This window comes from Mycobacterium tuberculosis complex sp. N0072, from assembly GCF_030323725.1.
Lineage (GTDB): Bacteria > Actinomycetota > Actinomycetes > Mycobacteriales > Mycobacteriaceae > Mycobacterium > Mycobacterium tuberculosis.
The window spans coordinates 3,650,380-3,664,400 of sequence record NZ_CP040689.1 but is presented as its reverse complement, the minus strand read 5'-3'; the positions used below and the strand labels follow the sequence as shown (position 1 = coordinate 3,664,400).

The following is a 14,021-nucleotide window of genomic DNA, read 5'->3' as shown; positions in this document are numbered from 1 at the left end:
AAATCGACGCAAAATGATACGTAACGGTTTGGCTGCCGTGGCCGGCAAGTACGCCGGTCAGATGCCGTGACACCATGATGGCCGTGGCGAGCTCACGCACCCCGGCGGTCACCTCGTTCATTGCCCCCCTCGTTGCGATGGTCGGTGGCGGTCAGCTGGCCCGGATGACCCATCAGGCTGCCATCGCGCTGGGGCAGAACCTCCGTGTATTGGTCACCTCGGCAGATGACCCTGCCGCGCAGGTCACCCCCAACGTGGTGATCGGCTCGCACACCGATCTTGCCGCCTTGCGCCGCGTTGCGGCCGGCGCCGACGTGCTGACCTTTGACCACGAGCACGTCCCGAACGAGCTGTTGGAGAAGCTAGTCGCCGATGGCGTCAATGTCGCACCGTCGCCGCAGGCGCTGGTGCACGCCCAGGACAAACTCGTCATGCGGCAGCGTCTGGCTGCAGCAGGCGTCGCCGTGCCCCGCTACGCGGGCATCAAAGACCCCGACGAAATCGACGTCTTCGCCGCACGTGTCGACGCCCCGATCGTGGTCAAGGCAGTGCGCGGGGGTTACGACGGCCGGGGCGTTCGGATGGCACGTGATGTGGCGGATGCCCGTGATTTCGCTCGCGAATGCCTGGCTGACGGCGTGGCGGTGCTGGTCGAGGAACGGGTGGACCTGCGCCGCGAGCTGTCGGCACTGGTGGCGCGTTCGCCGTTCGGCCAGGGTGCGGCGTGGCCGGTGGTCCAGACGGTGCAACGTGACGGCACGTGTGTGCTGGTGATCGCGCCGGCGCCGGCGCTGCCCGACGACCTGGCCACCGCGGCGCAACGGTTGGCGTTGCAGCTGGCCGACGAACTCGGTGTGGTCGGCGTGCTCGCCGTCGAGCTGTTCGAGACGACCGACGGGGCGTTGCTGGTCAACGAGCTCGCGATGCGGCCACATAATTCCGGGCACTGGACCATCGACGGGGCGCGCACCAGCCAGTTCGAGCAGCATCTGCGCGCGGTCTTGGACTACCCGCTCGGCGACAGCGACGCCGTGGTGCCCGTGACGGTGATGGCCAATGTGCTCGGCGCCGCGCAGCCGCCGGCCATGAGCGTCGACGAGCGGCTGCACCATCTGTTTGCGCGAATGCCCGACGCCCGGGTTCACCTCTACGGCAAGGCCGAGCGACCCGGTCGCAAGGTGGGGCATATCAACTTCCTTGGCTCCGATGTCGCCCAGTTGTGTGAACGCGCTGAGCTGGCGGCACACTGGTTGTCCCATGGGCGGTGGACTGACGGATGGGACCCACACCGCGCCAGCGACGATGCAGTGGGGGTACCACCCGCGTGCGGGGGACGAAGCGATGAGGAGGAGCGGCGCCTATGACTCCTGCCGGCGAGCGGCCCCGGGTCGGGGTGATCATGGGCAGCGACAGCGACTGGCCGGTGATGGCCGACGCTGCGGCGGCGCTGGCCGAGTTCGACATTCCGGCCGAGGTTCGGGTTGTTTCGGCCCATCGCACCCCTGAGGCGATGTTCAGTTATGCGCGCGGCGCGGCCGAGCGCGGTCTCGAGGTGATCATCGCCGGAGCGGGCGGGGCCGCGCACTTGCCCGGTATGGTCGCCGCCGCGACGCCGCTGCCGGTGATCGGGGTGCCGGTACCGCTGGGCAGGCTGGACGGCCTTGACTCCCTGCTGTCGATCGTGCAAATGCCGGCCGGGGTTCCGGTGGCCACGGTGTCCATCGGGGGCGCCCGTAATGCCGGACTGCTGGCGGTGCGGATGCTGGGAGCCGCCAACCCCCAGCTGAGGGCCCGGATCGTCGCATTCCAGGACCGGCTGGCCGACGTCGTGGCGGCCAAGGATGCGGAACTGCAGCGGCTTGCGGGTAAGTTAACCCGCGACTAGCACGGAGATTAGGAGGGCTCCAAGATGGTTGGATGGGCCGGAAACCCGTCGTTCGATCTGTTCAAGCTGCCCGAGGAACACGACGAAATGCGATCGGCGATACGGGCTTTGGCGGAAAAGGAGATCGCTCCGCATGCCGCCGAGGTGGACGAGAAGGCGCGGTTCCCCGAAGAAGCGCTAGTGGCGCTCAATTCCTCCGGTTTCAACGCCGTCCACATTCCGGAGGAGTACGGCGGTCAGGGTGCCGACTCGGTAGCTACCTGCATCGTGATCGAAGAGGTGGCCCGCGTCGACGCGTCCGCGTCGTTGATCCCCGCGGTCAACAAGCTGGGCACCATGGGCCTGATCCTGCGGGGCTCCGAGGAGCTGAAGAAGCAGGTGCTGCCGGCGTTGGCCGCCGAAGGGGCGATGGCTTCCTATGCATTGAGTGAACGCGAGGCCGGCAGTGACGCGGCGTCCATGCGGACGCGGGCCAAGGCCGATGGGGATCACTGGATTCTCAACGGCGCCAAGTGCTGGATCACCAACGGCGGCAAGTCGACCTGGTACACGGTGATGGCGGTGACCGATCCCGACCGGGGCGCCAACGGCATCTCGGCGTTCATGGTGCACAAGGACGACGAGGGGTTCACCGTCGGTCCGAAAGAACGCAAGCTCGGGATCAAGGGGTCACCGACCACCGAGCTGTACTTCGAGAACTGCCGCATCCCCGGCGATCGCATCATCGGTGAGCCCGGTACCGGTTTCAAGACCGCGCTGGCCACGTTGGACCACACCCGTCCCACGATTGGCGCGCAGGCCGTGGGTATCGCCCAGGGCGCGCTGGATGCTGCCATCGCCTACACCAAGGACCGCAAGCAGTTCGGTGAGTCGATCAGTACGTTTCAGGCCGTGCAGTTCATGCTGGCCGACATGGCGATGAAGGTGGAGGCGGCTCGGCTGATGGTTTACTCCGCCGCCGCCCGCGCCGAACGCGGTGAGCCGGATCTGGGCTTCATTTCGGCGGCCTCGAAGTGCTTCGCCTCCGACGTCGCGATGGAGGTCACCACCGATGCCGTACAACTGTTCGGCGGCGCCGGCTACACCACCGACTTCCCGGTCGAGCGGTTTATGCGCGACGCCAAGATCACCCAGATCTATGAGGGCACCAATCAGATTCAGCGGGTAGTGATGTCGCGGGCGCTACTGCGCTGATTCGTGGTCGACGGGGCGGTCGGCCGGCTCGTCCGGGCAGATGATGCCGTTCGGACCCACCTCGTATACCCGGGCGGTCGAGATGTCGAAGAATATGCCGATGACCTGTAGATCAGCAGCGGCGACCGCGGTCGCCAAGATCGGGTGGCGGGTCAGCCTTTCCACCTGAACGGCAACGTTTACGATGCTCAGCTGGTCGGCTTCGGGGTAACCGGCGGATTCGGCGCTGCGGCGTGCCGGGTGGTGATTGCGGAACACCACCAGGCTGTCGTGGGCATTCTCGAGCCAACGCATCATGGGAGTCGTCGTGTTGGCCGGGTCGTCTTCCAGGAGCGCCGTCATCGCAGCACACGACGAATGTCCGCAGACGACAACCGAGCTGACGCCGAGCTGGTTGACGGCGAAGTCGAGTGCCGCGTCAACCGATCGGTCGTCCGGATCGGTCGGCACCAGGTTGCCGAGGTTGCGGACGGTGTACAGGTCGCCGGGGCCGCTGGCGGTGATGACGTTCGGCAGAATCCGCGAGTCGGCACAGGTGAGGAACAGCTCATACGGGTCCTGTGAATCGGTCAGCCCGGCGATATGCGGGTGCAGCACGGCCGCGCCATTGCGGTGATACTCGTCGATGCGGTCGAGAACCGAAGCGCTGCCGCGGTCTTTGCCGCGCGCTGATCGCCACGGAACCAGTCCAATCGGATCAGACGCGAAGTGGCGCTTCGGTGGTCGGGCGTGTGCGTGGTGCAGTTTGGCCGGCGACGTTTCCACGATCGCTACCACTCCGCCCCTCGTCTCGTGGGCGCGCCGCCAATCGGAGATGGCCTCGGAAACGGAGTCGTCGATGTAGTCTGCGTTCAGGTTTAACGTCACCTCCGACCCTTCCGGCAGCTTCGAGAGCACCGTGGTCAGGCGGGGCAGCAGCAGGAAGCTCAACGTGCCGTCGATATCGACCCGCCATCGCTTGGACTGCTCGCCGCCGACCGGCTTGACCTCGACGGGCGCGCGTACCACCCGCACCAACAGGAATACGATCGCCACGACCAGCCCGATGGCCACGCCTTCCAGCAGATTGAGGAACACCACACACACGATGGTGATGGCGTAGATTACGAAATTTCCTGTGCGCCAAGCTAGTTTGATGTGCGCCAGCTTGACCAGCTGGGCACCGATCACGATGAGCAGGCCGGCCAGCGCCGCCTTGGGAATCAGTTCCACCAGGTTGGTGAACAGTGACGCAAACAGCAGGATCCACACTCCGTGCAGGATCGTCGACATCCGGGTTCGGGCGCCGGCGGCCACGTTGGCCGAGCTGCGCACGATGACACCGGTGATGGGCAGCCCGCCGAGCAATCCGGACACCACGTTCGCGCTGCCCTGCCCGACCATCTCCCGGTTGAAGTCGGTGCGCGGGCCGTGATGCAGCTTGTCGACACCGACCGCCGACAGCAGCGATTCGACGCTTGCGATCAGCGCAATGGTGAGGACACCGAGCGCGATGGCGCTGATCTCATGAGACCACGGCTGTCCTCCCGGGGACATTTCGGCAAGTTTGGGCAAGCCAATCGCGTCGAAGAAGTTGCCCTGCAGGTCGATTCGTTCGGTTTGTAGCACGGGTAGCAACGCAAGCACGGTCGCGCCCGCGATGGCTACCAGTGGGCCGGGAATGATACGCACCTTGGCGGGCAGCTTTGACCACATCAACAGGATCGCGATAACCGTCCCGCCGACGATCACTTCGTGCAGTTCGTGATGGAGGATGCCGTCCGGCAACGCTACGATGTTCCGCCACGCCGAGCTGTGCGACGTACCACCGAGCAGAACATGAATTTGCTGCAGCGCGATGGTGATACCGATGCCGGCCAGCATGGCGTGCACCACGACCGGGGCGATGGCCAGCGCGGCGCGCGCCATCCGACTTAGGCCGAACACGATCTGCAGTGCACCCGCGGCGATCGTCATCAGACACAGCATCGGCCAACCGAGCTCATCGATCAGCTCGGCGACCACCACGGTCAGACCCGCGGCCGGGCCGCTGACCTGAACCGGCGACCCACCGACCGCCCCGGCGACAATGCCGCCTACGACGGCGGCGATCACACCGGCGATTATCGGGGCCCCGGAGGCGATCGCGATCCCCAGCGAAAGTGGCAACGCAACAAGGAAGACGACAAGTGATGCGGGAACATCGTGCCGCAGATTAGCCAGCATCCACTGTGATCGCGATGCGGGCGCCTCGGTGCAGCTGTTGACTGCGGTGCTCATGTGTTGACTCCTCGGAATGGTCACAGCGTCAGGGCCGGGCCAGAAACACGGCATTGTGTTCGCCGGCGGTGGGCGGGGGATCGGTGACGACCGCGCGGAAGCTGGCGTAGCGCGCCGGTGTGCGGATCACCGTGATGGTGTCCGCCCCGCGACCGACTTCCAGGGTGAGGTCGTTCTCGGCGAAAAGGGGGGTGTCGACGACCTGTTTCCAGGTATGGGCGAGGCAGGCCATGAGGCCGTTTGCCTGCAGCAACTGGACCCATTCGGTGGCGGTCTTGCTGGCCAGTGCCAATTCCAACTCGGCGGTCAACTCGGCGTAGTTGATCGACCGGGAGCGTTGTTCGGCAAATCGTTGATCTTCAACGAGGTCAGGCCGGCCGATGAGGTAGCACAGCTTCTGCCAGTGTTTGGGCACATATGCGCTGATGACGATGTACCCATCGGCGGTGCGAAACGCGTCCGATGGCTGGGTAGCGAAGCCGACTCCCTTGCGCCGCTTGGCCTTCGGTGCCGGTTCAGGCTTCGGCTGGTCGCTAGCGGCCCGATTGAGATGCATCATCAGCTGGTTGGCTTGTAGTCCCACCGCGACGTCGTACATCGCGACCTGGACGACGTCGGCCACCCCGTTCCGCTCGCGGTGCAGCAGCGCGGCCAGCACGGCCTGGGCCAGCACGTGACCGCTGGCGTTGTCGACGAGCTGAAATGGGATGATCTGTGGCTTGCCCTCAGGCGTGGGCATTCCGGTGGTCATGCCGGCCTCGGCGGCCACCACCAGGTCGATTCCCGGCCGGCTGCCGTGCGGGCCGTTGCCGCCGTAAGCGGTTAGGCGCGCGTAGATCAGGTTGGGGTTACGAGAGCGCAAGTCATCAGGGCCTAGGCCCAGCTTTTCCATGGTGCCGGGCCGAAACGCCTCCAAGACAACGTCGGCGGTGTCCGCGAGCCGCAGCATCTGCTGCTTGGCCTGCTCGGTGGTTAGGTCCACCGTCACCGACTTCTTGCCACGATTGTTGGGCAGAAAGTAGGTGGCCAGGGGCGGGCGTCCGGGTAACACCGAGGTGATCTGACGGGCCGCTTCACCGCCGGGCGCCTCCACCTTGATGACTTCAGCCCCCAGGTCGACCAGCACCTGCCCGGCCAGCGGCCCGGCCACGTTCTGGGTGAAATCCAATACCCGAAACCCGTCAAGTGGTTTGGCGGGGTTGCTGGTCGGCATCGGTGGTGACCTTCCCTGGCGTGCGGCATCCTCCCTGAACCATACGGGTTCGCGACGCCGCGGCGACCGCCCGGCATGTCTTGCCTCTACCATCGTCGGGATGGAGACGACGACGGAACACCGCGATGAATCCACGCTGGATTCGCCCGTGTCGGTGGCGCGAGAGGCCGAATGGCAGCGGAACGTTCGGTGGGCCCGCTGGCTGGCGTGGGTCAGCCTGGCGGTATTGCTCACCGAAGGTGCCGTGGGGCTGTGGCAGGGTATTGCGGTCGGATCCGTCGCGTTGACCGGGTGGGCGCTGGGTGGCGGATCCGAGGGCCTGGCCAGCGCGATGGTGCTCTGGCGGTTCACCGGCGACCGCACTTGGTCCGCGACCGCGGAGCACCGCGCACAGCGTGGAGTTGCGGTGTCTTTTTGGCTGACGGCCCCCTACCTCGTTGCCGAATCCATCCGCCACCTAGCCGGCGAGCATCGTGCCGAGACCTCGGTGATCGGCATCGGACTGACGGCCATCGCCCTGCTGCTGATGCCGGTCCTGGGCTGGGCCAACCACCGAGTGGGTGAGCGGCTGGGATCGGGGGCCACCGCGGGCGAGGGCACCCAGAACTACCTGTGTGCTGCTCAGGCCGCCGCGGTTCTGCTTGGGCTGGCGATCACTGCCGTGTGGTCGAACGGCTGGTGGATTGACCCCGCGATCGGGCTGGCCATCGCCGGTATCGCGGTCTGGCAGGGCATCCGCACCTGGCGTGGTCACGGCTGCGGCTGCTAGCGGTCCAGGCGGTAGCGGATCAACCGGGAACTGTTGGCCACCACCGCCACCGACGACGCGTTGTGCAGGATCGCCGCCAGCACCGGCGAGAGCGCACCGCCCGCGCCGATCAGCAGCCCGGCCGCGTTGACGGCGATGGACATGCCGTAGTTCTGCCGGATTACATCCACTGCCCGCTCGCCCAGGTCCCCAACGTCGAGCAGGCGGTGCAGGTCGTCGTTGGCCAGCGCGACATCGGCGGTCTCGACGGCGACGTCGGTTCCGGCAAGGCCCATGGCGATCCCGATATCGGCGGCGGCCAGCGCCGGGGCGTCGTTGATGCCGTCGCCGACCATCCCGACGACGTAGCCGTCGTCCTGCAGCTCGCGCACCGCCGCGAGCTTGTCCTCCGGCATGACCTCGGCGCGCCACTCATCAATCCCCAGTTCGTCGGCGACAACCTGGGCGATCTCCGGGTGGTCGCCGGTGAGCATGACGATCCGGCGAATCCCATTGGCCCGCAGCTTCGTCAGCACCTGGGCCGCCTCCGGACGCACCTCGTCGCGCAGGCTGATCAGGCCGACCAGCGTGCCGTCCACCGCGAGCAGCAGCGGGGTCTCCGCCTGGCGGCGCAGCTTGTCGACCCACTCCGACGCCTTCTTGGACACCCGAACTTTTTCGGCGCGCAGCAACGACGGACTGCCCAGCAGCAGGGTCCGACCGTCGGCCCAGGTCCGCATGCCCAGGCCGACCAGCACCTCGCACTCCTCGTGTGGTGGGATGCTGATGCGGCGTTCCTCCGTCGAGCGGATCACCGCCTCGGCCAGCGGATGACGTGAGTGGATCTCCGAGCTGGCGGCATAGGCCAGCACTTGCTCGGGCTCCCAATCTTTATGCATGGCAACGATATTGGTGACCACGGGGCGGCCCACGGTCAACGTCCCGGTCTTGTCGAACACGATGGCGTCGACGCGGCCCGCCTGCTCGAGGTGGGATCCGCCCTTGATCAGGATGCCACGGCGCGCGCCGTTGCCGATCGCTGCGCTGATCGCGGTCGGGGTGGACAGTCCCACCGCGCACGGGCATGCGATCAACAACATGGTCATCGCGCGCCGCACGTCGCCGGTGATCAGCAACGCGATGGCCGAGACGATGAACGAGGTGGGAACGAAGCGGCGGGAGAAGTTCTCGCCCACCGTCTGGATGGGTGCCCGGTCGAGCTGAGCCTCTTCGACCCTGCTAATGATGCGACCGATGGTGGTTTGGTTGCCTACCGCGTGGGCGCGCACCACCACGCGTCCGCGCACCACGACCGAACCGGCGTGCACGCGCGTTCCGACCACGACGCTGACCGGCAGGTTTTCCCCGGTGATCGCGGACTGATTGACGATCGCTTCGCCGTCGACCACCTCACCGTCGACCGGTATCGCGACGTGCTCGTGGACCACCACCTCGTCACCGATCTGCACGGTGTCGATCGGGACCTGGATTTCGGTGGCCGCGTCGGAGCCTGCAGAAGGATCGGTGAGGCGCACCCAGGCCGTGTCCTGGTTGCCGCGCAGCAGCTCCGAGATGGCCCGCCGGGTCCGCCGCAGCGTCAGATCCTGCAGGTACTCACCGATGTTGAGCAACCACAGGACGGTGAGTGCGACCACGTTCTCGCGCAGGATGAGGCTTGCCACCGTCGCCGCGGAGACCAGGGCATCGGTGCCGGCCTTTCCGGAGCGCAGCGAGCGCAGCGCGCCACGCAGGAACGGATACCCGGTGAAAATGGTGACACCGGTGGCCACCGTCCGCCCGGTGGTTCCGAGCAGCGGTGGCCGCGCGAACACGTAGCGGCGCACCCCGAGCAAGGCCAGTGCCACCCCGCCGATGACCATCCGGAGCACGTCGGTGTTGCGGATCTCGGCCGAGTGCGGCGCACGCGCGGGGATCAGTTCGGCGGCGACGTGCGCGGCGCCCTTGATCGCCGCCAGCACCGCCGCGCGGTCGGCGCGTCTGGGTGAATACCACACGACCACGGACCCGGTGCGCGGGTAGGCGTGCACGACGCGCACACCGTTCTGCTTGGCAACGGCCTCTTCGACCGCGACCGCGCGCCGGGAATCGCAACGGACCCAGTCGACTTTGACCCGCATGCGTCCGGCCGCGTCCGATACCACTTCCAGGGTCATGGCGAGGCGCTCAGTGGTCGTGGTCGTGCAGGTCGCTGATCGCTGGAGTGGGCGATTCCTCGCCGATGCGCTCACGAGCCTCGGCCATCACGTCGGCCACCTTTAGGCGGGCCGATTCCGCGGCTTCCTCGGCCTTGCGGGTTCCGCGCAGACCCAGCGCTGCTGCCGATACCGCGGTCTGACGAAGCGGCGCTTTGGCCGCGGCCTTTTTTAAGATCTCGTAGGCGGTCACGCCGGCCAAGCCGGTGATCACCGTCGTTGTCGCCTTCGCCAAGAACACTTGTATCGCCATTGCCTGTACCTTTCTTCCGGGTCTGTAATTGCAGCGGCAGCTCGTTGCAGTGACATTAACATCTATATATCGCGATATCAATATGTATTGCTCTGATGCCTTCGCCTGCTGGACGCGGCCTGCGTCACAGGACGCGGGTGACCTTTTCGGTCGCAATCCTGCGCTGCAGCATCGCCGGATCGGGATTGGCCACCTGCACCAACGACGCACCGGCGGCCAGGATCGCCAGCAGGCCGTCCACCAACTCATCGGGTCCGGCCCAGGAAGCGGTGGACAGCACCCGATCCGCCGCCGTCAAACCCCTGGCGGCCGCGGACGCCGCGCAGTCGCGCAGGATCTGCTCGACGGATCTACCGGCAAGCACCGGACCGGGGTTGTGTTCGGGAACTATCTGGTCGCCGTGTACCCGCACCGCGGTCGCATAGTCGGTGACGCCGACCGGCAGGCCGGTTGCCGGTCGACCGAATGGATCCAGCGACAGCACGGCTACCTCGCCGGCTACCGCCGCGCTGTTGACGACGGCGTCGGCTTCGGCCAGACGGTCGGCGGTGCACAGTGCCACATCGGCGGGAGAATCGTCGAGTATCGCTTGCGCACCGATCCACCACACGCCGAACAACACCGCCGCGGTCTGCCAATGGGCCGGTAATAGGATCGCGACTCGGCTGGCGGGTCCGGCCGCCAGCTCGTCGCGCAACAGGTTGCCGGTCTTGGCGGCCCAGTTAGCCAGTGTCACCGCGGATAGCTCGATGCGCTCACCGGTGGCATCGTCATAGTAGGTGATGCGCGGGCCGACCGGGTCGGCGCGCAGCATCGGATCCAGGATCGCCCCGCTCAGGGTGGTCGGTGTGGTCAGTTGATGCACTCCGGCGCGTCGGAGCCGGCGGTAAGGATTGGCGACGGCGGGGGAGTCGTGTCGTCGGCGGACCCGAGGTTGAACGCGCGGGCCGGCGATACGACGCCGTTCGGATCACTACCCCCCAGCCCGGAGCCCGGACCGCTGTAGTCGTTGGCCAGCACCACCCGCACCGACCCAGGCGCGATTGACGCATCGGCGACCACCGGCAACCCGCCCAGTTCCTTGGCGACCTGCTGTGCGCCCAGGTCGTCGGCCTTTGCGGCCCGCACCTGGCTGCCAGGCACGTGGTCGCCGTCGTTGTTGCCGACGGATCCGGTGGTAAACCCCTTGGAGCTCAACACCTTTGACACCGCTGCCGCAAGCCCGTTGATATCGGTGTCGTTGACCACGTTGGCCGTGGTCTTGGCGGGTGTGTAGGCCAGCTCGTCGGTCTTGCCCTGGTCCTGCTCGTGCAGCAGGCCGACGACCCAGTCCTGCACCTGACGCGGATCCACCCGCACCACGCTTTGCATGCCGTCGTCGCTCCAGCCGGCGCCGTCGAGCACCGGGATGGTGGCGAAGGCAACGTTACCGCCGGCCAGCTTCTGCAATTGGCGGACGAAATCCATGATGTCCCACCCGGAGGACAGCACCACCGAGCGCTGCACGGCCTGCTCCAACCGCTTCAGCGTGGCGGGGCTGGATAGCGTCTGTCCGGAGATGACCCGGTGGGCCAACGCCGCCATCACCGCCTGCTGACGTACCACCCGGTCCAGGTCGCCGCGGGGCAGATCATGCCGCTGGCGAACGAAGCTGAGCGCTTGCGGACCGTTGAGCTTTTGCCGCCCGGCTGGAAAATCGGCACCCGAAAGTGGTTCGTATACAGGCTCTTTGAGGCAGACGTCGACGCCGCCGAGTGCGTCGGCGATCAACGCGAAACCGAGCAGCCCGATCTCGGCGTAGTGGTCGACGGTGACGCCGGTCAGATCGGCGACCGTCTTGATCAACGCCTCACGCCCGGCCTCGGTGCCGGCGGCGGCCGCTTCGGTCGGCGAGGCACCGGCTTGGACCAGGCCGGCCCGCTTGGTCTCTCTGGTTTGCCCGTAGACGCCGTTGATCTTGGTCTTACCCAGACCGGGAGCCGCGACGTAGGAGTCCCGCGGTATAGAGATTGCGGTCGCCGACTTTCCGTTGTTGGGTACCCGGATCAGGATGATGGTGTCGGTGTTGGTGGCTTCCTCGTCGCCGGCGTGCAATGTCGCCAATTCCTCGGCGCTCAACGGGTTGCCGTGCGCGTCGGTACGGCTGTCCAGGCCGACCAGCAAAATGTCGATCGCGCCGTCGTCGCCGCCGTGCCCCAGCGAGGGCGCCGACATGTGGAAGATGCCGTCTTCGAACGACCGGACACTGCTCCACGCCACCCCGGTGCCAAGGACGATCGCGACGGCCAGTGCCGTGGAAATAGCCCGAGCGGTACGAACCGTACGAACCACACGTTGCGCAGACATCACACTAGACTACTTGTGTAACGGCGCCCTGTCGGGTAGCCAACCCCGGCGTGCCCGAGGCGTGCCAGACTCAAACACATGGCGGGCAGGTCAGAAAGGCTAGTCATCACCGGTGCGGGCGGGCAGCTGGGCAGCCATCTGACGGCACAGGCCGCCCGGGAAGGCCGCGATATGCTGGCGCTGACTTCCTCGCAGTGGGATATCACCGACCCCGCTGCGGCCGAGCGGATCATCCGACACGGTGACGTGGTGATCAATTGCGCCGCCTACACCGACGTCGACGGCGCCGAGAGCAACGAGGCAGTCGCCTATGCGGTCAATGCCACTGGCCCGCAACACCTCGCCCGTGCGTGCGCTCGTGTGGGTGCTCGGTTAATCCACGTCTCCACCGACTACGTATTCGATGGCGACTTCGGCGGCGTCGAGCCCCGGCCCTACGAGCCCACCGATGAAACCGCGCCGCAGGGCGTGTATGCCCGCAGCAAACTCGCCGGCGAGCAGGCTGTGCTGGCAGCGTTCCCGGAGGCTGCCGTGGTACGGACCGCCTGGGTCTACACCGGCGGGACCGGCAAGGATTTCGTCGCCGTCATGCGCCGGCTGGCCGCCGGACACGGTCGGGTGGATGTGGTCGACGACCAGACCGGGTCGCCGACCTACGTCGCCGACCTGGCCGAGGCGCTGCTGGCGTTGGCCGACGCGGGCGTGCGCGGACGCGTGTTGCACGCCGCTAACGAGGGCGTGGTCTCCCGGTTCGGTCAAGCCCGCGCGGTGTTCGAAGAATGCGGTGCCGACCCACAGCGGGTGCGTCCGGTCAGCAGCGCGCAGTTTCCGCGGCCCGCGCCGCGTCCGAGCTATTCCGCGCTGTCGAGCAGGCAGTGGGCGCTGGCGGGCTTGACGCCGCTACGGCACTGGCGCAGCGCACTGGCCACGGCGCTGGCAGCACCTGCGAACTCAACTTCGATCGATCGACGGTTACCCTCAACGCGTGACTGACGTCCTGCCGGTGGTAGCGGTGACCTACTCGCCGGGGCCCCATCTAGAGCGGTTCCTGGCGTCGTTGTCGCTGGCCACCGAGCGGCCGGTCAGCGTGCTGTTGGCAGACAACGGCTCCACCGACGGCACCCCGCAGGCCGCGGTGCAGCGCTACCCCAACGTGCGGCTGCTGCCCACAGGGGCCAACCTCGGGTACGGAACCGCGGTGAATCGGACGATCGCCCAGCTCGGTGAAATGGCGGGCGATGCCGGCGAACCCTGGGTCGATGACTGGGTGATCGTGGCCAACCCGGACGTGCAATGGGGCCCGGGCAGTATCGATGCACTACTGGACGCCGCCTCCCGCTGGCCCCGCGCGGGCGCGCTGGGCCCGCTGATTCGGGACCCCGACGGGTCGGTGTACCCGTCGGCGCGGCAGATGCCCAGCCTGATCCGCGGCGGCATGCACGCAGTGCTCGGGCCGTTCTGGCCGCGCAATCCGTGGACGACGGCCTACCGGCAGGAGCGGCTGGAGCCCAGTGAACGGCCGGTGGGTTGGTTGTCGGGGTCTTGCCTACTGGTGCGCCGGTCGGCGTTTGGCCAGGTCGGCGGATTCGACGAACGTTACTTCATGTACATGGAGGACGTCGACCTTGGCGACCGGCTTGGCAAAGCCGGTTGGCTGTCGGTGTATGTGCCGTCAGCCGAGGTTCTGCACCACAAGGCGCATTCGACGGGTCGCGACCCGGCAAGCCATCTGGCCGCCCATCACAAAAGCACCTATATCTTCTTAGCCGACCGACATTCTGGTTGGTGGCGGGCTCCGCTGCGCTGGACCCTGCGGGGATCACTGGCGCTGCGTTCCCACCTCATGGTGCGCAGTTCACTGCGCAGGTCCCGCAGACGGAAACTGAAGCTGGTAGAAGGGCGGCACTGAG

The 14,021-nt window shown here is 66.8% G+C and carries 12 protein-coding genes; 6 read left to right on the top strand and 6 right to left on the bottom strand.

Going from position 1 to position 14,021, the window contains the following annotated elements:
• Positions 1 to 74 precede the first annotated feature (74 nt).
• From FF952_RS17285 to FF952_RS17275, 3 genes are read left to right on the top strand one after another with little or no spacing between them, the layout of a single operon-like run.
• Entirely contained in the window at positions 75 to 1,364 is a 1,290-nt protein-coding gene (locus tag FF952_RS17285; protein WP_003417126.1) for a 5-(carboxyamino)imidazole ribonucleotide synthase, read from the top strand.
• Complete coding sequence (gene purE, locus FF952_RS17280; protein WP_003417123.1) at positions 1,361 to 1,885, top strand: 5-(carboxyamino)imidazole ribonucleotide mutase; 525 nt, start codon at positions 1,361 to 1,363, stop codon at positions 1,883 to 1,885. The genes FF952_RS17285 and purE overlap by 4 nt, the downstream gene beginning before the upstream one ends.
• A gap of 24 nt (positions 1,886 to 1,909) precedes the next feature.
• Positions 1,910 to 3,079: an acyl-CoA dehydrogenase gene (locus FF952_RS17275; protein ID WP_003417122.1), complete on the top strand. Its 1,170-nt coding sequence runs from the start codon at positions 1,910 to 1,912 to the stop codon at positions 3,077 to 3,079.
• On the opposite strand, the gene FF952_RS17270 is transcribed toward FF952_RS17275, so the two are convergent.
• Positions 3,068 to 5,338, bottom strand: a complete 2,271-nt coding sequence (locus FF952_RS17270; protein ID WP_003917141.1) for a SulP family inorganic anion transporter — start codon at positions 5,336 to 5,338, stop codon at positions 3,068 to 3,070. The two genes, FF952_RS17275 and FF952_RS17270, sit on opposite strands and share 12 nt — an antisense overlap.
• Positions 5,339 to 5,366: 28 nt before the next feature.
• The gene (locus FF952_RS17265) at positions 5,367 to 6,551 is read right to left on the bottom strand and encodes a CoA transferase (RefSeq protein ID WP_003417120.1); all 1,185 of its coding nucleotides are present in this window, start codon (positions 6,549 to 6,551) and stop codon (positions 5,367 to 5,369) included.
• 100 nt (positions 6,552 to 6,651) lie between these two features.
• On the opposite strand from FF952_RS17265, the gene FF952_RS17260 reads away from it, so the two are divergent.
• Positions 6,652 to 7,320, top strand: coding sequence for a cation efflux transmembrane domain-containing protein (locus FF952_RS17260; protein WP_003417119.1), 669 nt, complete (start codon positions 6,652 to 6,654; stop codon positions 7,318 to 7,320).
• On the opposite strand, the gene ctpC is transcribed toward FF952_RS17260, so the two are convergent.
• The 4 genes from ctpC to lcp1 all read right to left on the bottom strand — a co-directional run bounded on the left by ctpC (position 7,317) and on the right by lcp1 (position 12,114).
• Positions 7,317 to 9,473, bottom strand: coding sequence for a manganese-exporting P-type ATPase CtpC (gene ctpC / locus FF952_RS17255; protein WP_003899995.1), 2,157 nt, complete (start codon positions 9,471 to 9,473; stop codon positions 7,317 to 7,319). The two genes, FF952_RS17260 and ctpC, sit on opposite strands and share 4 nt — an antisense overlap.
• A 10-nt stretch (positions 9,474 to 9,483) precedes the next feature.
• A complete protein-coding gene (locus tag FF952_RS17250; RefSeq protein ID WP_003417115.1) occupies positions 9,484 to 9,765 on the bottom strand; it encodes a DUF1490 family protein in 282 nt (93 codons plus the stop codon).
• A 124-nt stretch (positions 9,766 to 9,889) separates the two neighbouring features.
• A complete protein-coding gene (locus FF952_RS17245; protein ID WP_003899994.1) occupies positions 9,890 to 10,630 on the bottom strand; it encodes a TIGR03089 family protein in 741 nt (246 codons plus the stop codon).
• On the bottom strand, positions 10,618 to 12,114 hold the full coding sequence (gene lcp1, locus FF952_RS17240; RefSeq protein WP_003417107.1) for an arabinogalactan--peptidoglycan phosphotransferase Lcp1: 1,497 nt from the start codon (positions 12,112 to 12,114) through the stop codon (positions 10,618 to 10,620). Before lcp1 ends, FF952_RS17245 begins: the two co-directional genes overlap by 13 nt.
• Positions 12,115 to 12,189: 75 nt before the next feature.
• Between lcp1 and rfbD the strand changes: the two genes are divergently transcribed.
• Together rfbD and wbbL are read left to right on the top strand one after the other, a co-directional pair.
• Positions 12,190 to 13,104 carry a dTDP-4-dehydrorhamnose reductase gene (rfbD, locus tag FF952_RS17235; protein ID WP_031653934.1) on the top strand — a complete coding sequence of 305 codons (915 nt, stop codon included), beginning with the start codon at positions 12,190 to 12,192 and terminating at the stop codon, positions 13,102 to 13,104.
• Between the two features lie 10 nt (positions 13,105 to 13,114).
• Complete coding sequence (gene wbbL / locus FF952_RS17230) at positions 13,115 to 14,020, top strand: N-acetylglucosaminyl-diphospho-decaprenol L-rhamnosyltransferase (protein WP_003901582.1); 906 nt, start codon at positions 13,115 to 13,117, stop codon at positions 14,018 to 14,020.
• The last annotated feature ends 1 nt before the right edge of the window (position 14,021 follow it).